The organism is Klebsiella sp. EMBS2024 (assembly GCF_036233805.1).
GTDB classification, from domain to species: Bacteria; Pseudomonadota; Gammaproteobacteria; order Enterobacterales; family Enterobacteriaceae; genus Klebsiella; species Klebsiella pneumoniae.
Genome location: NZ_JAZARW010000001.1, coordinates 3,431,052 through 3,454,671, shown reverse-complemented (window position 1 = coordinate 3,454,671; position 23,620 = coordinate 3,431,052). Strand labels below are relative to the sequence as shown.

Here is a 23,620-nt window from a genome sequence, read left to right as displayed (position 1 = left end):
AGCATACCGGAGGAGGGCAGCGATGAGTGCAGAACCGCATATCGTGATTATCGGCGGCGGCTTTAGCGGCGCGGCGGTGGCGATTGAGCTGCTGCGCCTGGCGCCGAACGGGGTGCGCGTGACGCTGCTGGAGCCGCGCCAGTCCCCCGGGGCCGGGGTGGCCTACTCCACTGCGGAGCCGACGCACCGGATTAACGTTCCGGCCGCTCGCATGCAGCTGGCCGGCGACGAAGAGGGCGCCTTCGATCATTGGTACCGCCATCAGCCTGCCTTTACCGTCGATGTGCAGGCGCTGCGCCCGGACGGTTCCGTCTACCCTCAGCGCGGCCAGTTTGGTCGCTATGTGGCGCAGCGTTTTGCCGACGCCGCGGCGTCCAGCGGCGGACGGCTTCGCCACCTGCGCGATCGGGCGCTCGCTTTTCATCAGGGGATGGTGACCACCGACGGCGGCCTGCAGCTTAAGGCCGATCTGCTGGTGCTGGCGATCAGTCATCCACCGCCTTCGCTGCCGGCACAGGCCGAAGCCTGGCGTCATCATCCGGCGCTGATTGCCAACCCGTGGCAGCCCGGCGCGCTCGATGCCATCGCCCCGCACGCCCGGGTGGCGGTGATGGGCACTGGATTAACCATGGCCGATACGGTCGCGACGCTGGACCGGCTGGGCCACCGCGGCAGTATCGTCGCCTTTTCGCGCCATGGCCTGCTGTCGCGCGGCAACCTGAGCGGCGCAGGGGCAACCTGGCCTGGCGACTATCAGCAGGGCAGTCTGCGTCAGCGCCTGCGTCAGATCCGCCTCGACGTCGCGTATGCGGCGCAGCAGGGCCTGAGCTGGCAGGTGGTGCTGGATGCGGTTCGTCAGCAGGGGCAACGGATCTGGCAGGCGCTCAGCGTCGCCGATCGCCAGCGTTTTCTGCGCCATCTGCGCCATTACTGGGATGTCCACCGCTACCGCGTGGCGCCGCAGGTCGCCGAGGTGCTGGAGGCGCGCCAGCGCACGGGCAGTCTGCAGGTGCAGGCGGCCAGGCTACTGTCGATAAGCGGTGAAGGCGAAACGCTGTGTCTGACGCTGGCGCGGCGCGGCGGCGGCGTGCAGACGCTGAGCGTCGATCACCTGATCCTGACCACCGGACCCGCACACCGCGCCCTGACCGACAGCCAGCCATTTTTACAGGACCTCGCCCGCCGCGGCCTGATTCGCGCCGATGCCCTCGGCATGGGCCTGGAGGTGGACAGCCGTTCCCGGGCAGTGGCTGAGCCGCACGTTGAGGCGCTGCCGGTGCTGGTGGCCGGTCCGGCCGCCCGCGGGCGTTTTGGCGAACTGATGGGCCTGCCGCAGGTAGCCGACCATGCCGCTGACGTGGCGGCGCAAGCGTTACTCACGCTCGGGATCCCGCAGGACTCCCGATGTCCTGCGTACTGAATACCTCTCTTTCTTTTCCCTGATTCATTTTGCCGCGTGCGCCCCGGCGACGGGCCGCGCTATGGAGATTGCTATGTCATCACAACGTGAAATTCGTCTTAACGCTTTCGATATGAACTGCGTCGGCCATCAGTCGCCGGGCCTGTGGGCGCATCCCCGGGATCGCTCCTGGCAGTATAAAGATCTGGAGTACTGGGTGGATCTGGCGCGGCTGCTGGAGCGCGGCAAGTTCGACGGGCTGTTTATCGCCGACGTGCTGGGGATCTATGACGTGCTGAACGGCAGCGGCGATGCGGCGATCCGCCAGGCGACGCAGGTTCCGGTCAACGATCCGCTGGCTCTGATCACCCCAATGGCGCTGGTGACGGAGCATCTGGGCTTCGGCCTGACCGCCTCGCTGTCGTTTGAGCATCCTTACCCCTTCGCTCGTCGTCTGTCGACGCTCGATCATCTGACCAAAGGGCGGGTGGGCTGGAATATCGTCACCTCCTATCTGGAGAGCGGGGCGCGCAATATCGGCCAGCAGACCCAGACCGACCATGACACCCGCTATGACTATGCCGATGAGTATTTGCAGGTGATCTATAAGTTGCTGGAGGGAAGCTGGGAGGATGGGGCGGTGCTGCGCGACAGAGAGCGGAAGATCTTCAGCGATCCGCGGAAAATCCATCCCATTAACCATCAGGGACAGTTCTTTTCCGTGCCGGGGATCCACCTCTGCGAGCCATCCCCGCAGCGCACGCCGGTGCTGTATCAGGCGGGGGCGTCCAGCCGCGGCAAACAGTTCGCCGCCGGCCATGCCGAATGCGTCTTCGTCGCAGCGCCGTCGAAGGTGCTGCTGAAGAAGACGGTGGCGGATATTCGCCGTCGGGCAGCTGAGGCGGGGCGCGATCCGCACAGCATCCTGATCTTCAACCTGCAGACGCTGATTGTCGGCGACACCGACCGCGAGGCACAGGCGAAGTGGCAGGAATATAAGCAGTACGTCAGCTATGAAGGCGCGCTGGCGCTGCTCTCCGGCTGGACGGGGATCGATTTCGGCCAGTATCAGCCGGATCAGGTGCTGAAGTATCTGCACACCAACGCCATTCAGTCGGCGGTGGAGGCCTTTTCGACCGCTGATCCGAACCGCCAGTGGACGGTGCAGGCCCTGGCCGATTGGGCGGGGATCGGCGGCTTCGGTCCGCTGGTGGTTGGCAGCGTGCAAACCGTGGCGGACGAACTGCAGTCCTGGGTCGAAGAGACGGACGTCGATGGCTTTAACCTCGCCTATGCCGTCACTCATGAAACCTTCCGCGATGTCGTCGAGCTGCTGGTGCCTGAGCTGCAAAAGCGCGGCGTCTTTAAGCAAGAGTACCGCGAGGGGACCCTGCGCGAAAAACTGTTCGGCGGCGGCCCGCGTCTGGCCGCGCCTCACCCGGGCGCCAGCTACCGCCGCGATGCGCGCACGGCGGCATCGGTAGAGGAGAAGGTGACATGATCGCTATTGATGACCTGCATAAAAGTTACCGCACGGCGGATGGCCGGCTCAGCGCGGTGCTGAAAGGGCTGTCGCTGCAGGTGCCTGAGCGCTCCATCACCGCGGTGGTGGGGCCGAGCGGCGCCGGTAAATCAACCCTGGCGCGCTGCATCAGCCTGCTGGAGCAACCGGACAGCGGCAGCATTCGTATCAATGGCCAGGATCTGTCGGCGCTGTCCGGCGAGGCGCTGCGCCGGGAACGGCGGGCGATTGGCACCGTTTTCCAGTCTTCGGCGCTGTTGAGCCGCAGGACCGCCTGGGAGAATGTCGCCCTGCCGCTGGCGTGGCTTGGTGTGGTGGAGCGCGATATCAAGGCGCGGGTTGGCGAGCTGCTGGAGAGCGTCGGCCTGAGCCACAAAGCGGATGCCTGGCCGGCCCAGCTCTCAGGCGGCCAGCGCCAGCGGATCGGCATTGCCCGCGCGCTGGCGTGCGCCCGTCCGTTCTGCTGGCGGATGAAGCCACCTCCGGCCTCGATCCTCAGGCCACGGCCTCGGTGCTGGCTCTGCTCAAGCGGCTGCGTGATGAGTACCAGCTGGCGATCGTCCTGATTACCCATGAAATGGACGCGGTGCGCACGGCGGCGGATGCGGTGGCGGAGATCCGCGACGGGACGATCGTCCAGTACGGGCGGATCGAAGATCTGCTGGCGCGTCCCGATTCTCTGCTCGGCCAGCAGCTGTTGCCGCTGACGCCGGCGGCAGCGGCCCACAGCGATCTGCTGCTGCGTCTGAGCTACCGCTGGGATGTGCCGGTGGCCACCGACTGGATCAGCCGCCTGAGCCAGCAGTGGGCGCTGCAGATCGATCTCCTTGGCGGTCACGTCGAGGTGATTAATGGTCGGCTGGCCGGTCGCCTGCAGGCCGGAGTGCGCTTTCAGGGCGAACGCCTGTCGCCCGCGCGACTGCAGGGCCTGCTGGCGCAGCTCGGCATAACAGCGGAGATCCTCGACAGCGCGCCGTTGCTCAGGGAGGCGGTATGAAACCGACAGTCATCAGTCAGGATACCCCCTGGGGTGAAATCCCTTCGCTGCTGCTCCCCGCCTATGGCGAAACCTGGCTGATGGTGGCCATTGTGATGCTGTTTGTCGTCACGCTGGGAGGGCTGGTGGGGGTGGTGTTGTTTAATGCCTCGCCGCGGGGCTTGTTTCCGCACGCACTGCTGTACCGGCTGCTGAACTGGGTGGTCAATATGGGACGTTCGCTGCCGTTTCTGGTGCTGATGGCCGCCATTATCCCGTTCACTTACTGGCTGACCGGCACCACGATTGGCATCCCCGCCGCGGTAGTGCCGATGATCGCCGCCGGCGTCCCGTTCTTTGGCCGTCTGGTGGAGAACGCGCTGCGCGAGTTGCCGGCGGAGGTCACCGCGGTGGGGGTCGTCTGCGGCGGGTCGCGCTGGNAAATCATNGCCAGCGCGCAGCTCAGTGAAGCCATGCCCGCGCTGGTGGCGGCGGTGACGCTAAACCTGGTCTCGATGATCGAGTATTCGGCTATCGCCGGGACCATCGGCGCCGGCGGCATCGGCTACCTGGCCGTGGTGTACGGCTATCAGCGCTTCGACAACCACATCATGATCGCGACGATCGTTGCCCTGATCGCCACGATCCAGTTGATTCAATTTTTGGGTGACCGTCTGGTCAACCGTTTACGCCACACGCAGGGGAACCTTGTATGACAACAGAGCAATTTGAGTTACGTAAAGCGCGGCGCTGGCCCTGGCTGGCGGCGCTGGCGGTGATTATCCTGCTCGCCATCGCCTTCTGGTGGTGGCGGGGACATACCCAAAGCCAGCAGGTGGTCTTCGGCAGCACGTTAAAAATTCACTACGAGCCGGCGATGGCCGGCGAGCAGCGGATCATTGAGTATATTAATCAGCATATTGCGCCCGATTACGGTCTGAAACTGGAGGCGGTGGGGGTGCAGGATCCGGTCCAGGCTGACCGCGCGGTAGCGGAAGGTCAGTATGCCGGGACGATCTATCAGCATCAGTGGTGGCTTAAACAGGTGGTGGACGCTAACGGCTTTGCGCTGTCGACCACGGTGCCGGTGTTCCAGTGGGCGTTTGGCATCTATTCCGACCGCTACTCGTCGGTACAGGCGTTGCCCAACGGCGCGACCATTGTCGTGCCTGACGATGGCGCCAATCAGGGGCAGGCCCTGTGGCTGCTCCAGCGCATTGGGTTGATCTCGCTCGACCCGGCGGTGGAGCCGCGCACGGCGAAGCTGAAAAATATTGTCGGTAACCCGCATCAGTTTGTCTTTAAAGAGCTGGATCTGCTGACCATGCCGCGGGCGTTAAATTCGGTGGATGCCGCCATCGGCTATGTCTCGCAATTTGACGCCGGGAAAGTGCCGCGTGAGAAAGGCATATTATTCCCGCCGGCGCCGCGCACCTTTGCTTCGCAATTAGTGATTGGTACACCGTATTTATCGCAGGAAAATATCGTCAAATTAAAACAGGCTTTTTCTGATCCGCGGATCCAGACGTGGTTAAAAACCACCGATGACCCGCTGGTAAAAGACGTATTAGTTCCGGTATCGGCGGAATAAGCGTCCTGCACGACGTCTATTTTCGTTGTTATTTATTTCCCTTGAGGATGCGCGAAAGCGCGTCCTTTTTGTGCTGGTAGTATTTATTAACTTATTGATTATATTGATTTTTATAGAATGATTTGTTGTTTTGATTCTCGCCGCGCGCGGTCTATAACCGCTAATGACCTGCACAAAATAATAAGGTGAAAAAATGAGTACATTTCCAGTGGATAATCCCGGTATCGCTTCGGTACCGGTCAGTAGCGTCGGGGATGTGGCGCGGCTAATTAATTCCGGCAGGGAGCAAGCGAAATATGCGCGGATGATTGTCTTCCTCGCGCTGGGGGGCGTTTTTCTCGACGCATATGACTTAACCACGCTCTCCTACGGTATTGATGACGTTGTACGTGAATTTCAGCTTTCACCGCTGCTGACCGGCCTGGTGACTTCTTCCATTATGGTCGGGACCATCGTCGGCAATATTATCGGCGGCTGGCTGACCGATAAATATGGTCGCTATTCGGTCTTTATGGCCGATATGTTCTTTTTCGTGATTTCGGCTATCGCCGCCGGGCTGGCGCCGAATGTCTGGGTGTTGATTGGCGCCCGCTTCCTGATGGGCATCGGCGTTGGCATCGACCTGCCGGTAGCGATGTCCTATCTGGCCGAGTTTTCCCGCTTTGCCGGCAAGGGCAATAAAGCGGCTCGCCTCGCGGCATGGTGCCCAATGTGGTACGCCGCCTCAACCGTCTGCTTTCTCATTATCTTCGGCCTCTATTTCCTGCTACCGCAGGAGCATCTTGACTGGCTGTGGCGCGCCTCCCTGCTGTTCGGCGCCGTGCCGGCACTGCTGATTATTGCCGTCCGCAGTCGGTTTATGAATGAATCCCCGCTGTGGGCGGCGAACCAGGGCGATTTGACCTCCGCAGTGCGTATTTTACGCGACTCCTGGGGGATCCATGCCCATGAGGTTCCGGCGGCGAAGCCGGCGCCAGCGCCGAAAGTGAGCTTCCGCGTGCTGTTCGAAAAGCCCTACCGCGAGCGGACTATCGTCGCCGGGGTGATGAATATCTGTATCTCCTTCGAGTACACGGCGATTGCCTTTTTCCTGCCGTCAATTCTTGCCCAGTTCCTCGGGGCTGGCGTCTTCGAAACTATTTCGGCATCGCTGGGGCTGAACGCCCTGTTTGCTTTTACCGGCGGGCTGCTCGGTATGCATCTGGCGTGGAAATATCCTTCGCGTCATGTGGCGATAGCCGGCTTCGCCCTGCAGTTTGTGGCGCTGATTGTGCTGGCGCTGGTGGGGCAACCGCACGCGACGGCAGGTATCGTGCTGGCTATCGCGATGCTGGGGCTGTGGCTGTTCGCCGAAGGGTTTGGCCCGGGGGCGCAGCTGATGATCTACCCGGCGCTCTCCTATCCTACTGCCATTCGCGCCACCGGGGTCGGTTTCAGCCGGGCACTCTCCGGGATCGGCAGCGCGCTGGCGTTGTTTATTCTGCCGCTGCTGCAGGCCTCCCTCGGCACGCAGATGTTCTGGGTGGTCTCGCTTGCCGCCATTATTCCCATTTTCTTCCTGCTGGCGGTCCGTCATGAACCGACGCGAGAAGATATCGACGCACTTCATGAATAAGGAACTGACAATGACCCTGCTCTCCACTGGCACCGATTATGACGCGCTGGCGGCCGCCTTCCGCCCGATATTCACCCGTATCGCCCAGGGCGCTGCGGAGCGCGAACAGCAGCGCATTCTGCCCGATGAGCCGATCCGCTGGCTGAAAGAAGCGGGCTTCGGCACGCTGCGTATCCCGCGCGAGAAGGGCGGCTGGGGCGCTTCGCTGCCGCAGCTCAGCGCGCTGCTGATCGAGCTGGCGCAAGCGGACTCTAACCTGCCGCAGGCCCTGCGCGCGCACTTTGCCTTTGTGGAAGATCAGCTGAATCAGCCGGATTCCGCCGGGCGCGACCGCTGGTTTCGTCGCTTCCTCGACGGTGAGCTGGTGGGCAGCGGCTGGACGGAGATCGGCGCGGTTAAGCTGGGAGAGGTGAACACCAGAGTGACGCCGACAGAGGGCGGCTGGCGACTCGACGGCGAGAAGTTTTACAGCACCGGCGCGCTGTACGCCGACTGGATCGATGTGTTTGCCCGGCGCAGTGATACCGCCAGCGATGTGATAGCCCTGGTCAGCACCCAGCAGACCGGCGTGGTGCGGGAAGATGACTGGGATGGCTTTGGCCAGCGGTTGACCGGCAGCGGGACCACCCGCTTTACCGGCGCTCGGGTGGAAACCGAACATGTCTATGATTTTGCCCGGCGCTTTCGCTATCAGACCGCCTTCTACCAGCATGTGCTGCTGGCGACCCTCGCGGGCATTGGCCTGGCGGTTGAGCGGGATGCCGCGCAGGGCGTCAAACATCGCTCCCGGATGTACAGCCACGGCAACGCCGCCGTGCCGCGCGATGACGCCCAGGTTCTGCAGGTCGTTGGGCAGATCAGCAGCTGGGCATGGGCGACCCGGGCCGCGGTCCTGCAGGCCGCGGAATCGCTGCAGCAGGCCTATGTGGCGCACGTCAGCGACGACGAAGCATTGATTGCCCGGCGTAACCAGCTGGCGGAAGTGGAAGCGGCGCAGGCGCAGGTGATCGCCAGCGACTGGATCCCGCGGGCGGCGACGGAGCTGTTTAATGCCCTCGGGGCGTCGGATACGCGAACTCGCCTTGCGCTGGATCGCCACTGGCGCAATGCGCGGACGGTTGCCTCGCATAATCCGGTGATTTATAAGGCACGTAATATCGGTAACTGGCTGGTGAACGGTGAAGCGCCCACCTTTATCTGGCAGATAGGCAATGGTGAGAAAACGGCGGGGTAAGCCTGTCGGCGACGGGAGGCGCAGTGCTTCCCGTCGTCAGGAAAATCAAGGTTTATCCAGCGACCAGGTGGCGCTGCGCACGTCGACTTTCACCGGCAGCAGGCCGATGCGCGTAAAGGTATCCGCCAGCGCCTGCTGTTCGTTAAACACCGCCGGGGTCATGCGTTCGGCACCGTAGGGCAGGCGGGCCAGGGTCTTCAGCCAGATGGCTTTATCCAGTCCGGTTGAGGTCGACAGCAGCCCGGCGGCCTCGTCCTGATGGCTGTTCGCCCACGCGCTGAGTTTACCCAGCTCATCCACCACCTGCTTTGCTGTCTCCGGGTAGGTATCTGCAAACTTGCGGCTGGCGAGATAGAAGGTGTAGTGCGGCACCAGCCCCTCGGCATTGCGGATCTGTCGGGCTTTCGCGTTGGTTTCCACTTCTGCGAGGAACGGATCCCAGATCACCCACGCATCAATCGCCCCGCGCTGGAAAGCGGCGCGGGCGTCCGCCGGCGGCAGATAGACCGGGGTGATGTCTTTATAGCTGAGGCCCGCTTTTTCCAGTGCGGCAACCAGCAGGTAGTTGACGTCAGACCCCTTGTTCAACCCCACGCGCTTGCCCTTCAGGTCGGCCACGCTGTGGATTGCCGACTGTTCAGGCACCACAATCGCTTCCGTTTTCGGGTTAGCGGGGGAGTGGGCAAGGTAGACCAGATCGGCTTGCGCCGCCTGGGCAAAGGCCGGAGGCGCATCGCCGGTCGCGGCCAGATCGATACTACCGACGTTCAGCCCCTCCAGCATTTGCGGCCCGGCGGGGAATTCGACCCAGCGTACGGCAATGCCCTGTTTTTTCAGGCTCTCATCCAGCGTGCCGCGGTACTTCAGCAGCGCGAAGATATTCGCCTTTTGATAGCCGATGTTGACGGTTTCCGGCGCTTTGGCCAGCGCGGAGGTAGAGAGGGCGGCGAGGACCAGCAGCCAGGCGGGGCGGAATCGGTTGGACATTGTCTGTTCTCCTTAGCGGTTTTGCGTAAGGTAACAAACAGCGCTTATAACCATTAAATAACTAAAATTTTATTGATATAACAAAAAGAGTTATGCAGGACGATGGCCCGACACGCCGACGCGTGGCGGGCCAGCAGGTTAATCGCAGGCAACAATCTTCATCGCCAGACCACCGCGGGAGGTTTCCCGGTACTTGGCGTTCATGTCTTTGCCGGTTTCGTACATGGTCTCGATCACTTTATCGAGACACACGCGCGGCTCGCTGGTCCGGCGCAGCGCCATTCGCGCGGCGTTGACCGCTTTCACGGCAGCGATAGCGTTGCGTTCGATGCACGGCACCTGCACCTGGCCGGCGACCGGGTCGCAGGTCAGGCCGAGGTTATGCTCCATAGCGATCTCTGCCGCGATGCACACCTGACCCGGGCTGCCGCCCAGCAGTTCCGCCAGACCGGCCGCCGCCATCGAGCAGGCGACCCCCACTTCACCCTGGCAGCCGACTTCGGCGCCGGAGATGGAGGCGTTCATCTTATACAGCGAACCAATCGCGCTGGCGACCAGCATATAGCGGGCCAGGGAGTTGCTGTTCACCTTGCGGATAAACTTGTCGTAGTAGGCCAGCACCGCCGGCACGATACCGCAGGCGCCGTTGGTTGGCGCGGTCACCACCCGGCCGCCGGCGGCGTTCTCTTCGTTCACCGCCAGGGCGAACATATTGATCCNGTCGACCACCGCCATCGGATCGCTGTTGGTGGTGTCCTGGCTCACCAGCATACGGCGCAGCGCGGCGGCGCGGCGCGGGACGCGCAGTTTGCCCGGCAGGACGCCTTCGGTGGTGATGCCGCGCTCGATACCGGCGCTCATCACTTCCCACACCGCGGCGAAGTGTTGCTCAAGGGCTTCTTTGCTGTGCAGCGCCAGTTCGTTCTGCATCATCAGGCCGGAGAGCGACAGCCCGGTTTCACGGCAGTGACGCTGCAGGTCGGCGGCGTTTTTGTAAGGGTAAGGAACGGCAACCGGCGCCTCGGTAGTCTGGCCGAAGTGCTCCTCATCAACGATAAAGCCGCCGCCGATAGAGTAATACGTCTGGCTGTAGAGCACCTTGTCGCCGGCCAGGGCGGTGATACGCATGCCGTTCTCATGCAGCGACAGGTTGTCGGCATGGAAATTCATGCACTGATCCACCGGGAAGTCCACTTCGTGCTGACCGTTGGCCAGCATCAGGCGGCCATGGGTATTAACATCCTGAATAAAGCCCGGAATGGCGTCGATGTCGACGGTGTCCGGCAGGTTGCCGGCGAGTCCCATGATAATCGCGATATCGGTATGGTGGCCTTTACCGGTCAGGGAGAGGGAGCCGTAGACGTCGACGACGACTTTGCTCACCTCGGCCAGCAGGCCGCGCGCGATCAGGTCGTCAGTGAATTGTTTGCCCGCTTTCATCGGTCCAACGGTATGGGAGCTGGAAGGGCCAATGCCGATTTTAAAGATATCGAATACGCTGATCATATGTATTCCCGTGCTGTCGGAAAGCGCGCCGCCGTAAAGCGGCGCGGGGGGAGGCGTTGAATGAATTAGCTGAACAGAGAGTAGAAGATCGCGGAGATGGCAATCAGGCCCATAATCACCACGAAGACGTTGCTGATATGGCCGCTGTATTTACGCATCGCCGGGACTTTCTGAATCGCGTACATCGGCATCAGGAACAGGATCATCGCGATAATCGGGCCGCCAAGGGTCTCGATCATACCGAGGATGCTCGGGTTCAGGGTTGCTACAATCCAGGTGGTGATCAGCATGAACAGCGCGGTCAGCTTGTTCAGTTTGTTGATTTCAATCGATTTGCCTTTACTGCGCAGGGATTTAATCACCATGCCGTTAAAGCCTTCGCGAGCGCCCAGATAGTGGCCAAGGAAGGATTTGGTGATGGCGATCATCGCGATGATCGGTGCCATCCAGGCAATGATTGGCGCGTTAAAGTGGTTCGCCAGGTAAGACAGAATCGAGATGTTCTGCTCTTTCGCCGCCGCCAGGTCTGCCGGAGAGAGGCTCAGAACGCAGCTGAAGACGAAGAACATCACGGTCAGCACCATCATGATGTGGGCGCGCGCGAGGATACTGGAGCATTTCTTCTCAGCGCCTTCGCCGTACTCTTCACGTTTGGCTACCGCGAAGGAAGAGATGATCGGCGAGTGGTTGAAGGAGAAGACCATCACCGGGATCGCCAGCCACAGGGTCATCAGCAGGCCGTTGCCGGTAACGGAAGCGCCGCTCAGGGAGAGCGTCTCCAGCGCCGCGCCGTTCCACTGCGGGATCAGATACAGAGCCAGCACCATCAGCGCGATAACGAATGGGAACACCAGCACGCTCATCGCTTTCACAATCATCTGCTCGCCGAAACGCACGATGGTCATCATGCCGACGATCAGGATCAGCGACAGAATGGCGCGCGGCGGCGGCGTCATGTGCAGCTGGTGCGCCATGAAGGTTTCGACGGTGTTAGTGATCGCCACGCTGTAAACCAGCAGGATCGGGTAGATAGCGAAGAAATAAAGCAGGGTAATCAGCTTACCTGCGCCTACGCCGAAGTGTTCTTCCACTACTTCGGTGATGTCTTCGCCCGGGTTTTTCCCGGAGAGCACGAAGCGGGTCATGCCGCGGTGGGCGAAGAAAGTCATCGGGAAGGCCAGAATCGCCATGATGATCAGGGGGATCATGCCGCCAACGCCGGCGTTGATCGGCAGGAACAAGACGCCCGCGCCAATTGCTGTACCGTACAGGCCCAGCATCCACATGGTGTCGGTTTTACGCCATCCGCTGCGGGTTTCGCCCGAAACGATGGTGCTGGTTTGAGTGGTTTCCATCTGTATCTCCTGGAGGAATCAACAAAATCTAATGAATAAATACAATTGCGTAACATGAAATTCGTTTAATTACGGTTTTTTTAGAAATTTTCTCCGTAATAATTGGGCCGGAAAGATACATTTATATGGTTTATGCATCAGTGATCGCGATCTCAAATGCAATAATCCACTTTCAATGTGCGTATTTTTAGTCCAACAGCCTGTTTCTGGTGATCAGCCAGCGATTTGTGGCGCGAAGGCTACCATTTGCAGCATATGAGATAAAAGCGGAGCGGCGTAATAACGAGGGATTTACTGTAAAAAAGAGAACTAGTCGACGTTTTTGCGCTTAAAACCATTTTTTGCAGTGATAATTGTCGCAGTTTTTACCAACGCAAACGTTTGGCTATGTAGAAATAATTCAGATGATTGATTAGTAACAGAAAGGTTTTTAGCGCGTTCTGGAAGTCAGAGGAAGAGAGCCCGCCGGGGGCAGGCGTCAGGCGATGCCCCGGCGGGAGAGGGGGAAATCAGGCGATGATTTCGTAGCAAGGAATATAGGCGGTGCCGCCCGGAAGCTTCATGCGGTGCTGGGCGACGAAGCCCTGCAGCAGATCGTCCATACGGCGCATCATCTCCGGATCGCCGTGCAGTTTGTAAGGACCGTACTGCTCAATGGCCTGGATGCCCACCTCTTTGACGTTCCCCGCGACAATCCCGGAGAAGGCGCGACGCAGGTCGGCGGCCAGCACTTCCACCGGCTGATCCGGGGAGAGTTTGAGGTTGGCCATGTTCTCGTGGGTCGGATCAAACGGCATCTGCAGGTCCGGCGAGATGCGAATCGACCAGTTAAAGCTGTAGGCGTCATCGGTCTCGCGACGGCTCTCTTTCACCAGCGGCATCGCTTTTTTCATCTGCCGCGCCACTTCCGCGGGGTCGTCAATGATGATCCGGTAGTGGCGACGGGCCGATTCGCCCAGGGTATGGGTGATAAACTCGTCCAGTACACGGAAGTAGTCGGCGCTCTCCTTCGGCCCGGTGAGGATCAGCGGCAGCACCTGCGCTTTGTTGTCGGGGTGCATCAGAATACCCAGCAGGTAGAGCAGCTCTTCGGCAGTGCCGACGCCGCCCGGGAAAATAATGATCCCGTGGGCGATACGTACGAAGGCCTCCAGACGCTTTTCGATATCCGGCATGATGATCAGTTCATTGACCAGCGGGTTCGGTGGTTCCGCAGCGATAATGGATGGTTCGGTCATGCCGATAAAGCGGCTGTCTTTGTAGCGCTGCTGCGCATGGCCGACGGCGGCGCCTTTCATCGGCGCCTCCATTGCGCCAGGCCCGCAGCCGGTGCAGATATTCAGTTCCCGCAGGCCCAGCTGCGTACCGACGCGGCGGGCGTAGAGATATTCGTTTTCGTTGATGGAGTGGCCGCCCCAGCAGACGATCATGTTCGGCGCCTCGCCGACGTGCAGCGCGCGGGCGTTGCGCAGGATCGAGAACACCAGGTTAGTGATATGAACCGAACTTTCGAGATCGAGGTTCGGGAAGCGAACGGTATTGTGGATCTGGCCGTAAACAAACAGGATATCGCGCAGCACGGCGAACAGGTTGGCCTGCAGGGAGCGGATAATCCGCCCGTCAACGAAGGCGTCTTCCGGCGGGTTGATCAGTTCCAGCTTCACACCGCGTTCGCGCCGCAGCACGTTAATCTCGAAATTTTCGAAACGGGACAGGAGCTCCTTGCTGTTATCGGTCAGGCTCCCCGAGTTGAGCACAGCAAGCGAGCAGTTGCGAAAGAGTTGGTACAGGTCGCTGCTGGCGGTGCGCTTAAGCATATCCACTTCCAGCTGCGACAGCATATCCATTGAACCAAGCGGGCTAACATGTGTAATCAAGTGAACTCCTTACAGGACGCTTATGGTCTTCCTGTGATTACAATAGCCCTGCGAACGGCGTTTCCACAACCTTGCGCGCGCCTAAACGCACGCAAATTGTGAAATTGTTTATTATTGACGGGCGAGGCGGCCGGTGGCGGGGGAAAAGTCTCCATTGCTGCGCCAGGGGTTGATATCCAGACCGCCGCGTCGCGTATAGCGGGCGTAAACGGAAAGCGATTCCGGCTGGCAGAAACGGAGAATATCGTTAAAGATACGTTCGACGCACTGCTCATGGAATTCGTTATGGTGGCGGAACGAAACCAGATAGCGCAGGAGCTGCTCGCGGTCGATTTTCGCCCCCCGATACTGGATCTGCACCGAGCCCCAGTCCGGCTGATGAGTGATAAGGCAATTAGACTTCAGCAGGTGGCTGACCAGCGTCTCCTCCACGATTTTGCCGCTGGCGGCGCCCTGCAGGTAATCGGCGCTGAACTGATAGTTATCGATCTCGATATCCTGATCGTCGATGCAGGTGCCGTGCAGGCGGGCAATCGGCTGGCCTTCCAGTTCATCCAGGCGGTAGAGCGATACCTTCACCTTCCCCTGCGCGCAGGCGCTGAGATCGCGAGTCAGCGTCTCTGCAACGTCCTGCCAGCTGGCGAAACGGGTCTGGTTAAAGCTGTTGAGATAGAGCTTAAAGCTTTTCGACTCCACCAGATTGAGGCTGGTATCGGGCAGCTCGACGTGGCCGACAGCTACCTGCGGCAGACCTTTGCCGCTCAGCCAGGAGAGTTCGTACAGCGTCCAGATATCGGCGCCGTGAAACGGCAGATTATCGGCATGCAGGCCCAGCGGGTCGCGGTTTAAACTGCGCGGCACGCCCTGCAGCAGCGAGGCGTCATAGGTATCGCGGTAATCGGTTGATTTACCGAGCGTCAGGCCGGCCAGCGCCTGATGATTATCGTAAGAAGACATGTTTCACCATAGTAAAGCGGGTACACTATTGCTCCAGTGTATCCTGTCTAACGTGAAGAGAGAAACCGGTGGACCATCAGACAGCAGAAGCGCTACGCGCTTTTACCCAACGATATTGCGCCGTCTGGCAGCAGCAGCGCCACAGCCTGCCGCGCAGTGAAGAGCTTTACGGCGTCCCGTCGCCTTGCGTTGTCGACACCCAGGGCGAGGCCGTTTTCTGGCAGCCGCAGCCGTTTTCGCTGGCGCAAAATATCAGCGCGGTTGAACGCGCCCTCGACATTGTGGTACAACAGCCGCTTCATTCTTATTATACCACTCAGTTTGCCGGCGATATGTCCGGCCGGTTTGCCGGCGAAACCTTGACGCTGCTGCAGACCTGGAGTGAAGAGGATTTCCAGCGGGTGCAGGAAAATTTAATCGGGCACCTGGTGGTGCAGAAGCGGTTGAAGCTGTCGCCGACGCTGTTTATCGCCACCCTCGAGAGTGAACTGGATGTGATTTCCGTCTGTAATCTCAGCGGCGAGGTAGTCAAAGAGACCCTCGGCACCGCCAAACGCATTACGCTTTCTCCCNCACTTGCGGGTTTCCTCAACCACCTTGAGCCAGTTCTGTAATCCAGTCTGCCAGATCGTTTGTGAGAGATCTCTTACAAAACCTGTAAGAGATCGTCATCATTTAAGGTAAATTTAATCCATACTTTTTTATATAAGCTGTTGGTATTAAATCAGATCTTAATTTTTTCGTCCTTTTGAGTGGGGACTAATCTTAAGAGATTGTCTCAAGAAGGGTTGTAAGAAGGGGCAGAATCAGTGATCCTATGTCTGTCGACAGGACGTCGCGAAATGAAGCGAACATCAGGATGATGGCGCTTCTGCAGGACCCGCCAGGACGGCGTTGCAGGGACAGGCTTCAGGATGAAGCAAGGATAACGCAGGATCGCGTAATGGACACCTCCAGGATGGAGAACGAGAGCCGCTCAGGATGAACGGTGGATCAGGAAGATCGGGACAAACTTATGGATAAGTCATTTCGCATCGGGGTGGTGTGAAAGCAGGATGCACGTGTTTATGGATGAACATGGTCAGGAGACCTCAGGAAAAGTTTTCAAGGACGAGCAGGGAGCACCAATGTAGCGGGACTGCTGCAAAACGAACCGGGAGCACTGTTTATACAGTGCTCCCTTTTTTTATTTCTCCTGCGGATTTGCTATCCTGCGCCCGGTTTTTTACTCATCGAGGTTTCCCCATGACTCTTCACGATAGCGTGCGCGATCGCCTGCGCGCCATTGAAGCCCTGCTGCGCGAAACGGAGCACTGGCAGGAGACGGCGCCGGACAGCAGCGCCTTCGCCAGCGATAAGCCGTTTTGCCTGGATACCCTGGAGCCGCTGGAGTGGCTGCAGTGGGTCCTGATCCCGCGTATGCACCAGCTGCTGGAGAGCGGCCAGCCGCTGCCGCAAAATTTTGCCGTTGCGCCTTATTACGAAATGGCTCTGGATCAGGCCCACCCGGTCCGCGAATCCATGCTGGCGGAACTTCTGCTGTTAGACGCGCTGTTTGCCGGTGAGCAGGCCTGATGCTGGAGATTATCTACCAGGACGACTGGCTGGTGGCGGTCAACAAACCCTCGGGCTGGCTGGTGCATCGCAGCTGGCTCGATCGCGACGAGAAAGTGGTGGTGATGCAGACCGTGCGCGACCAGATTGGTCAGCACGTTTTTACCGCTCATCGTCTCGACCGGCCCACCTCCGGCGTGCTGCTGATGGGATTGTCGAGCGAGGCGGGCCGGCTGCTGGCGCAACAGTTCGAGCAGCACCAGATCCGGAAGCGCTACCATGCGATCGTCCGCGGCTGGCTGATGGAAGAGGCGCTGCTGGATTACCCGCTGGTGGAGGAGCTGGATAGAATCGCCGATAAGTTCGCCCGCGAAGATAAAGGGCCGCAGCCAGCGGTAACCCACTACCGCGGTCTGGCGACAGTGGAGATGCCAGTGGCGACTGGGCGCTATCCCACCTCGCGCTATGGGCTGGTGGAACTGGAGCCGAAAACCGGCCGCAAGCACCAGCTGCGCCGTCATCTGGCCCACCTCCGTCATCCGATCCTCGGCGACAGCAAGCACGGCGATCTGCGGCAAAACCGCAGCGCCGCGGAACATTTCGGCTGTCACCGCTTGATGCTGCACGCCAGCGAGCTGTCGTTAACCCATCCTTTTACCGGCGAGCCGCTGACCCTGCGCGCCGGTTTTGACGACGTCTGGATGCGCGCGCTGTCGCAGTTTGGCTGGCGCGGGCTTCTCCCGCTAAATGAAAGGGTTGAGTTTGCCGACGACAGCGGTCAGGATGAAGAGAATAAGGTCAATCCAGGGAGATAATAGCATGGCGGAAGTCGGAATTTTTGTCGGCACCATGTACGGCAACTCGCTGCTGGTCGCGGAAGAAGCGGAAGCGATCCTCAGCGGACTGGGACACAAGGCTACCGTGTATGAGGATCCGCAGGTCAACGACTGGGAATCCTACACGGGTAAGTATGTGCTGGTGGTCACCTCCACCACCGGGCAGGGCGATCTGCCGGACAGCATCGTCCCGCTGTATGAGGGCATCAAAGATATGTATCAGCCTCACCTGCGGTACGGCATTATCGCGCTCGGCGACAGCACCTATGCCAACTTTTGCGGCGGCGGCCTGAAGTTCGATCAGCTGCTGCAGGAGCAGGGCGCGAAGCGCATCGGCGAGATGCTGAAGATTGACGCCAGCGAAGACCCGGAGCCGGAGAGCGTCTCCAATCCGTGGGTTGAGCAGTGGGCCACCCTGCTCGCATAAAAGCGCTGCCCTCTCCCTACGCAGAGGGCGCTCTTTCAATACGTCGCGGCCAGATACGCGGACGTCAAAATAGTAGCGCTTTCCAGGCGCCGCGCCTTTAGGCAAACGCCACAATATCCTTAACAATATCATGGCTTAAGCCAGCCAGTTTCACCGGGTCAAGTGAGGTATTTCACACTCCGGCCCTTTTTGCTGCGCTATGCGGCGCCAGCGGCGCTGGCTTTTCATTTCCGTGAACTTCCCCCCATTCTTTCAGGCATTCGCCACAAACCACCTGCAATAGCGGCGTAAAAGCTGTGTGGATGCACGGTGAGCCGCGGTGTGCCTCTTCATATACTGCTCCAGCCAGTGATAAATGCAGTGCCAGATATAACGACAACTATCAAAACACGACCACGTCATTCTGATTACCCTACAGGTTGTGCTGTTCAGAATGAACGTAGCTAAACGCTATGATTCAGGAGTACAACAATGAGTTCATTAAGTCAGGCGGCGACGGCGGCTGAAAAGCGCACCAACGCCCGCTACTGGATAGTGGTGATGCTGTTTATCGTCACCTCTTTTAACTATGGCGACCGGGCGACGCTGTCGATCGCCGGTTCGGAAATGGCCAGGGATATCGGCCTTGATCCGGTGGGGATGGGGTATGTGTTCTCCGCCTTCTCATGGGCTTATGTCATCGGCCAGATCCCGGGCGGCTGGCTGCTCGACCGCTTCGGCTCGAAGCGCGTCTATTTCTGGTCGATCTTCATCTGGTCGATGTTTACCCTGCTGCAGGGCTTCGTCGATATCTTCAGCGGCTTTGGCATTATCGTTGCGCTGTTTACCCTGCGCTTCCTCGTCGGCCTTGCCGAGTCGCCGTCATTCCCCGGCAACAGCCGGATCGTCGCCGCCTGGTTCCCGGCGCAGGAGAGGGGGACAGCGGTATCGATTTTTAACTCCGCCCAGTACTTTGCCACCGTTATTTTCGCGCCGATCATGGGCTGGCTGACGCATGAGGTGGGTTGGTCGCATGTGTTCTTCTTTATGGGCGGGCTGGGGATTGTGATCAGCTTTGTGTGGCTGAAAGTGATCCACGATCCGAACAACCACCCGGGCGTGAACCAGAAAGAGCTGGACTATATCGCCGAAGGCGGGGCGCTGATCAACATGGATCAGAAGAGCAGCGCGCAGAAAGTGCCGTTTAGCGTCAAAATGGGGCAGATCAAGCAACTGATCGGCTCGCGGATGATGATCGGCATCTATATCGGTCAGTACTGCATCAACGCCTTAACCTACTTCTTTATCACCTGGTTCCCGGTTTATCTGGTGCAGGCGCGCGGCATGTCGATCCTCAAAGCCGGCTTTGTCGCCTCCATTCCGGCGGTGTGCGGCTTTGTCGGCGGGGTGCTGGGCGGGGTGATCTCCGACTGGTTAATGCGCCGCACCGGCTCGCTGAACATTGCGCGCAAAACGCCGATTGTGCTGGGGATGCTGCTCTCCATGACCATGCTGATGTGTAACTATGTCAACGTGGAGTGGATGGTGATCGGCTTTATGGCAATGGCCTTCTTCGGCAAAGGGATCGGCGCCCTCGGCTGGGCGGTGATGGCGGATACCGCGCCGAAAGAGATTAGCGGTCTCTCCGGCGGTCTGTTCAATATGTTCGGCAATATCTCCGGCATCGTCACCCCAATCGCCATCGGCTATATCGTCGGCACCACCGGCTCGTTCAACGGCGCGCTGATCTACGTCGGTATCCATGCCCTGGTGGCGGTGCTGAGCTATCTGGTGCTGGTGGGCGATATCAAACGTATCGAACTGAAACCTGTAGCGGGACGTTAATCATGACTACTCAATCCAGCCCGATTATCACAGAGATGAAGGTCATTCCGGTGGCCGGGCACGACAGCATGCTGCTGAACATCGGCGGAGCGCATAACGCATGGTTTACCCGCAATATCGTGGTGTTAACCGATAACGCCGGCCATACCGGCGTCGGCGAAGCGCCCGGCGGAGAGGTCATCTACCAGACGCTGCTGGCGGCGATCCCGCAGGTGGTGGGCCAGGAGGTCGCCCGACTCAATCGCGTGGTGCAGCAGGTGCACAAAGGCAATCAGGCGGCGGATTTCGACACCTTCGGCAAAGGGGCGTGGACCTTCGAACTGAAGGTTAACGCGGTGGCGGCGCTGGAAGCGGCGCTGCTGGACCTGCTCGGCCAGGTGCTTAATGTGCCGGTCTGCGAGCTGCTGGGCCCGGGTAAGCAGCGTGATGCCGTCACCGTGCTGGGCTACCTGTTCTATATCGGCGATCGGCAGAAAACCGACCTTGGCTATCTGGACCATACGCCGGGCGATCACGAATGGTACCGCCTGCGCCACCAGCAGGCTTTGAGCAGCGAGGCGGTAGTGCGTCTGGCGGAAGCCGCCCAGGATCGCTACGGTTTCAAAGACTTTAAGCTCAAAGGCGGCGTGCTGCCCGGCGAGCAGGAGATTGACACCGCGCGGGCGCTGAAAAAGCGTTTCCCGGATGCGCGCATCACCGTCGACCCTAACGGCGCCTGGCTGCTGGATGAGGCCATCGCGCTGTGTAAAGGGCTGCAGGATGTTCTGACCTACGCCGAAGATCCGTGCGGCGCCGAGCAGGGTTTCTCCGGCCGGGAGGTGATGGCCGAGTTCCGCCGCGCCACCGGGCTGCCGGTCGCCACCAATATGATAGCCACTAACTGGCGCGAAATGGGCCATGCGGTGATGCTCAACGCCGTCGATATCCCGCTGGCGGACCCGCACTTCTGGACGCTCTCCGGCGCGGTGCGGGTGGCGCAGCTGTGCGACGACTGGGGGCTCACCTGGGGCTGCCATTCCAACAACCACTTTGATATTTCCCTGGCGATGTTTACCCACGTCGGCGCCGCCGCGCCGGGCAACCCCACCGCCATCGATACCCACTGGATCTGGCAGGAGGGCGACGCGCGCCTGACCAAAAATCCGCTGCAGATTATTAACGGCAGCATTGCCGTGCCAGACGCGCCGGGACTCGGCGTGGAACTTGACTGGGAGCAGGTGCGCAGAGCCCATGAGGCCTATAAAGCGCTGCCGGGCGGCGCGCGCAACGACGCGGGCCCGATGCAGTACCTGATCCCCGGCTGGACATTCGACCGCAAACGTCCCGTTTTCGGCCGCCACTAATTAAAAAGGATGATGCTATGACGACTTTCTCTTCAACGCCTGTTGTCACCACCATGCAGGTGATCCCGGTTGCCGGCCATGACAGCATGCTGATGAACCTGAGCGGCGCCCACGCCCCGTACTTCACCCGCAATATCGTAATTATCAAAGATAACGCCGGCCATACCGGCGTCGGTGAAATCCCGGGCGGTGAAAAAATTCGCCAGACCCTGGAGGATGCCATTCCGCTGGTGGTGGGCAAAACGCTGGGCGAGTATAAAAACGTGCTGGGCGCGGTGCGCAATCAGTTTGCCGACCGCGACGCCGGGGGCCGCGGCCTGCAGACCTTTGACCTGCGCACCACCATTCACGTGGTGACCGGCATCGAAGCGGCACTGCTGGATCTGCTGGGCCAGCACCTTGGGGTCAACGTCGCCTCGCTGCTAGGCGATGGCCAGCAGCGTAGCGAAGTCGAAATGCTGGGCTATCTGTTCTTTGTCGGTAATCGCCATGCGACGCCGCTGGCCTATCAGAGCCAGCCGGATGAGCAGTGCGAGTGGTATCGCCTGCGCCATGAAGAGGCGATGACGCCGGATGCGGTGGTCCGCCTGGCGGAAGCGGCGTATGAAAAATATGGTTTCAACGACTTTAAGCTGAAGGGCGGCGTGCTGGCCGGTTTTGAAGAAGCCGAAGCGATCAGCGCCCTGGCGAAGCGCTTCCCGAATGCTCGCGTCACTCTCGACCCGAATGGCGCCTGGCTGCTTGAGGAGGCCATTCAGATTGGTAAACAGCTGAAGGGCGTGCTGGCCTATGCGGAAGATCCGTGCGGCGCCGAACAGGGCTTCTCCGGCCGCGAAGTGATGGCCGAGTTCCGCCGCGCGACGGGCCTGCCGACCGCCACCAATATGATCGCCACCGACTGGCGGCAGATGGGCCATACGCTGTCGCTACAATCGGTGGATATCCCGCTGGCGGACCCGCACTTCTGGACCATGCAGGGGTCGGTGCGCGTAGCGCAGATGTGCCATGAGTTCGGTCTGACCTGGGGTTCGCACTCTAATAATCACTTCGACGTGTCGCTGGCGATGTTCACCCACGTCGCGGCAGCGGCGCCGGGCAAGATCACCGCTATCGATACCCACTGGATCTGGCAGGAGGGCAACCAGCGTCTGACCAAACAACCTTTTGAAATCAAAGGCGGCATGGTGCAGGTACCGAGTACCCCGGGCCTGGGGGTTGAGCTGGATATGGACCGCGTGATGCAGGCAAATGAGCTATATAAGAAACATGGTCTTGGCGCCCGCGACGATGCGATGGCGATGCAGTATCTGATCCCGGGCTGGACCTTTGACAACAAGCGTCCATGCATGGTGCGCTAAAAGTCCGCCGGCCTCTGCGGGGGCCGGCATTGCGCGACAGCGCCAGGGGTTGGCTCAGAGTAAGGACAGCAGATGAAAATAGTGATCGCACCGGATTCCTGGAAGGAGAGCCTGAGCGCGCTGGAAGTGGCCAGTGCGATAGAGCAAGGCTTTCGCGAGATTTATCCTGACGCCGAGTACGTCAAGCTGCCGGTTGCCGATGGTGGGGAAGGGACGGTGGAAGCCATGGTGGCGGCGACCGGCGGGCTTCTGGTTCCGCTGACGGTCACCGGGCCGCTGGGCGAGCCGGTTGAGGCATTTTACGGGCTGTCCGGCGATCGCCAGTGCGCCTTTATCGAAATGGCGGCGGCCAGCGGCCTGGAGAGCGTCCCGCCGGCGCAGCGTAACCCGCTGCTGACCACTTCCTGGGGTACCGGGGAGCTTATCCGCCATGCGCTGGACGCCGGGGTAAGACAGATCATTATTGGTATTGGCGGCAGTGCGACCAATGACGGCGGCGCCGGGATGGCGCAGGCGCTGGGGGCGAAACTGCTGACCGCCGAGGGCCAGCAAATCGCCTCCGGGGGCGGCGCGCTGGAGACGCTGGCGCTCATCGATCTCAGCGAACTCGATTCGCGGCTGGCAGATTGCCGGATTGACGTTGCCTGCGACGTCACCAACCCGTTGACCGGCCCGCAGGGCGCCAGCGCGGTGTTCGGCCCGCAAAAAGGGGCGACAGCGCAGATGATCGACCGGCTCGACAGCGGCCTGCGGCACTATGCCCGGATTATCGCCCGCGATTTAGATATCGACGTGCTGAGCCTTGAGGGCGGCGGCGCGGCGGGCGGCATGGGTGCGGCGCTGTATGCGTTCTGTGGTGCTCAGTTGCGTCCGGGCATTGAGATTGTCACCGATGCGCTACAGCTGGCTGAGCGGGTGGCGGATGCCGATTTAGTGATCACCGGCGAAGGGCGTATCGATAGCCAGACGATCCACGGCAAAGTGCCGGTGGGGGTGGCGAGAGTGGCGAAGCGTTTTAACGTCCCGGTGATCGGGATTGCCGGCAGTCTTACCGCCGATGTTGGCGTCGTGCATCAGCACGGGCTGGATGCGGTATTCAGCGTGTTGTATACCATCTGTACCCTTGATGAAGCGTTGGCCAATGCCGCCGCCAACCTGCGAATGACGGCGCGTAACGTAGCCGCGGTTTTGCAGATGGGCGACAGGCGGTAACCCGGCTGGCGCAGTGGTATTTGTAGTCCGGATAAGGTGCGTAGCAC

General features: G+C 60.3%; 19 protein-coding genes and 1 pseudogene. 15 read left to right on the top strand and 5 right to left on the bottom strand.

The annotated features are described in order from the left end of the window. Nucleotides 1–22: 22 nt before the first annotated feature. The 7 genes and pseudogenes from VZP09_RS15820 to VZP09_RS15790 all read left to right on the top strand — a co-directional run bounded on the left by VZP09_RS15820 (nucleotide 23) and on the right by VZP09_RS15790 (nucleotide 8,337). Nucleotides 23–1,420 carry an FAD/NAD(P)-binding protein gene (locus VZP09_RS15820; protein ID WP_019704784.1) on the top strand — a complete coding sequence of 466 codons (1,398 nt, stop codon included), beginning with the start codon at nucleotides 23–25 and terminating at the stop codon, nucleotides 1,418–1,420. Between the two features lie 73 nt (nucleotides 1,421–1,493). Beyond that, complete coding sequence (locus tag VZP09_RS15815) at nucleotides 1,494–2,900, top strand: LLM class flavin-dependent oxidoreductase (RefSeq protein WP_328795270.1); 1,407 nt, start codon at nucleotides 1,494–1,496, stop codon at nucleotides 2,898–2,900. Beyond that, nucleotides 2,897–3,918: pseudogene (locus VZP09_RS15810) on the top strand (methionine ABC transporter ATP-binding protein). The gene VZP09_RS15815 and the pseudogene VZP09_RS15810 overlap by 4 nt, the downstream one beginning before the upstream one ends. Next, entirely contained in the window at nucleotides 3,915–4,613 is a 699-nt protein-coding gene (locus VZP09_RS15805) for a methionine ABC transporter permease (protein WP_328795269.1), read from the top strand. Before VZP09_RS15810 ends, VZP09_RS15805 begins: the two are co-directional and overlap by 4 nt. Beyond that, a complete protein-coding gene (locus tag VZP09_RS15800) occupies nucleotides 4,610–5,488 on the top strand; it encodes a MetQ/NlpA family ABC transporter substrate-binding protein (RefSeq protein WP_002915265.1) in 879 nt (292 codons plus the stop codon). Before VZP09_RS15805 ends, VZP09_RS15800 begins: the two co-directional genes overlap by 4 nt. A 193-nt stretch (nucleotides 5,489–5,681) precedes the next feature. Then, nucleotides 5,682–7,103 (top strand): MFS transporter, encoded by a 1,422-nt coding sequence (locus VZP09_RS15795; RefSeq protein WP_115657577.1) that lies wholly within the window; start codon nucleotides 5,682–5,684, stop codon nucleotides 7,101–7,103. Between the two features lie 10 nt (nucleotides 7,104–7,113). After that, nucleotides 7,114–8,337 carry an acyl-CoA dehydrogenase family protein gene (locus VZP09_RS15790; protein WP_115657576.1) on the top strand — a complete coding sequence of 408 codons (1,224 nt, stop codon included), beginning with the start codon at nucleotides 7,114–7,116 and terminating at the stop codon, nucleotides 8,335–8,337. 45 nt (nucleotides 8,338–8,382) lie between these two features. Here VZP09_RS15790 and VZP09_RS15785 read toward each other — a convergent pair whose 3' ends face one another. From VZP09_RS15785 to queF, 5 genes are all read right to left on the bottom strand, one after another. After that, a complete protein-coding gene (locus tag VZP09_RS15785) occupies nucleotides 8,383–9,324 on the bottom strand; it encodes an aliphatic sulfonate ABC transporter substrate-binding protein (RefSeq protein ID WP_115657575.1) in 942 nt (313 codons plus the stop codon). Between the two features lie 138 nt (nucleotides 9,325–9,462). Further along, nucleotides 9,463–10,830: an L-serine ammonia-lyase gene (locus tag VZP09_RS15780; protein WP_328795267.1), complete on the bottom strand. Its 1,368-nt coding sequence runs from the start codon at nucleotides 10,828–10,830 to the stop codon at nucleotides 9,463–9,465. A gap of 65 nt (nucleotides 10,831–10,895) precedes the next feature. Next, the gene (locus VZP09_RS15775; protein WP_004151070.1) at nucleotides 10,896–12,185 is read right to left on the bottom strand and encodes an HAAAP family serine/threonine permease; all 1,290 of its coding nucleotides are present in this window, start codon (nucleotides 12,183–12,185) and stop codon (nucleotides 10,896–10,898) included. Nucleotides 12,186–12,694: 509 nt separating this feature from the next. After that, nucleotides 12,695–14,062, bottom strand: a complete 1,368-nt coding sequence (gene ppnN, locus VZP09_RS15770; protein ID WP_002915258.1) for a nucleotide 5'-monophosphate nucleosidase PpnN — start codon at nucleotides 14,060–14,062, stop codon at nucleotides 12,695–12,697. 111 nt (nucleotides 14,063–14,173) lie between these two features. Then, nucleotides 14,174–15,019: an NADPH-dependent 7-cyano-7-deazaguanine reductase QueF gene (gene queF, locus VZP09_RS15765; RefSeq protein WP_032421770.1), complete on the bottom strand. Its 846-nt coding sequence runs from the start codon at nucleotides 15,017–15,019 to the stop codon at nucleotides 14,174–14,176. Between the two features lie 68 nt (nucleotides 15,020–15,087). On the opposite strand from queF, the gene syd reads away from it, so the two are divergent. From syd to VZP09_RS15725, 8 genes are all read left to right on the top strand, one after another. After that, on the top strand, nucleotides 15,088–15,633 hold the full coding sequence (syd, locus tag VZP09_RS15760) for a SecY-interacting protein (RefSeq protein ID WP_328795266.1): 546 nt from the start codon (nucleotides 15,088–15,090) through the stop codon (nucleotides 15,631–15,633). A gap of 631 nt (nucleotides 15,634–16,264) precedes the next feature. Beyond that, entirely contained in the window at nucleotides 16,265–16,594 is a 330-nt protein-coding gene (locus tag VZP09_RS15755) for a YqcC family protein (protein WP_002915249.1), read from the top strand. Then, nucleotides 16,594–17,388, top strand: coding sequence for a tRNA pseudouridine(65) synthase TruC (truC, locus tag VZP09_RS15750; protein WP_002915236.1), 795 nt, complete (start codon nucleotides 16,594–16,596; stop codon nucleotides 17,386–17,388). The genes VZP09_RS15755 and truC overlap by 1 nt, the downstream gene beginning before the upstream one ends. A 4-nt stretch (nucleotides 17,389–17,392) precedes the next feature. Further along, nucleotides 17,393–17,836 (top strand): flavodoxin, encoded by a 444-nt coding sequence (locus VZP09_RS15745; RefSeq protein ID WP_002915235.1) that lies wholly within the window; start codon nucleotides 17,393–17,395, stop codon nucleotides 17,834–17,836. A 471-nt stretch (nucleotides 17,837–18,307) separates the two neighbouring features. Further along, a complete protein-coding gene (locus VZP09_RS15740; RefSeq protein ID WP_002915225.1) occupies nucleotides 18,308–19,660 on the top strand; it encodes an MFS transporter in 1,353 nt (450 codons plus the stop codon). A 2-nt stretch (nucleotides 19,661–19,662) separates the two neighbouring features. Further along, entirely contained in the window at nucleotides 19,663–21,003 is a 1,341-nt protein-coding gene (locus VZP09_RS15735) for an enolase C-terminal domain-like protein (RefSeq protein ID WP_004185436.1), read from the top strand. A 17-nt stretch (nucleotides 21,004–21,020) separates the two neighbouring features. Further along, the gene (gudD, locus tag VZP09_RS15730) at nucleotides 21,021–22,361 is read left to right on the top strand and encodes a glucarate dehydratase (RefSeq protein WP_002915223.1); all 1,341 of its coding nucleotides are present in this window, start codon (nucleotides 21,021–21,023) and stop codon (nucleotides 22,359–22,361) included. A 72-nt stretch (nucleotides 22,362–22,433) separates the two neighbouring features. Continuing rightward, nucleotides 22,434–23,573: a glycerate kinase gene (locus VZP09_RS15725; protein ID WP_004210599.1), complete on the top strand. Its 1,140-nt coding sequence runs from the start codon at nucleotides 22,434–22,436 to the stop codon at nucleotides 23,571–23,573. Nucleotides 23,574–23,620 lie beyond the last annotated feature (47 nt).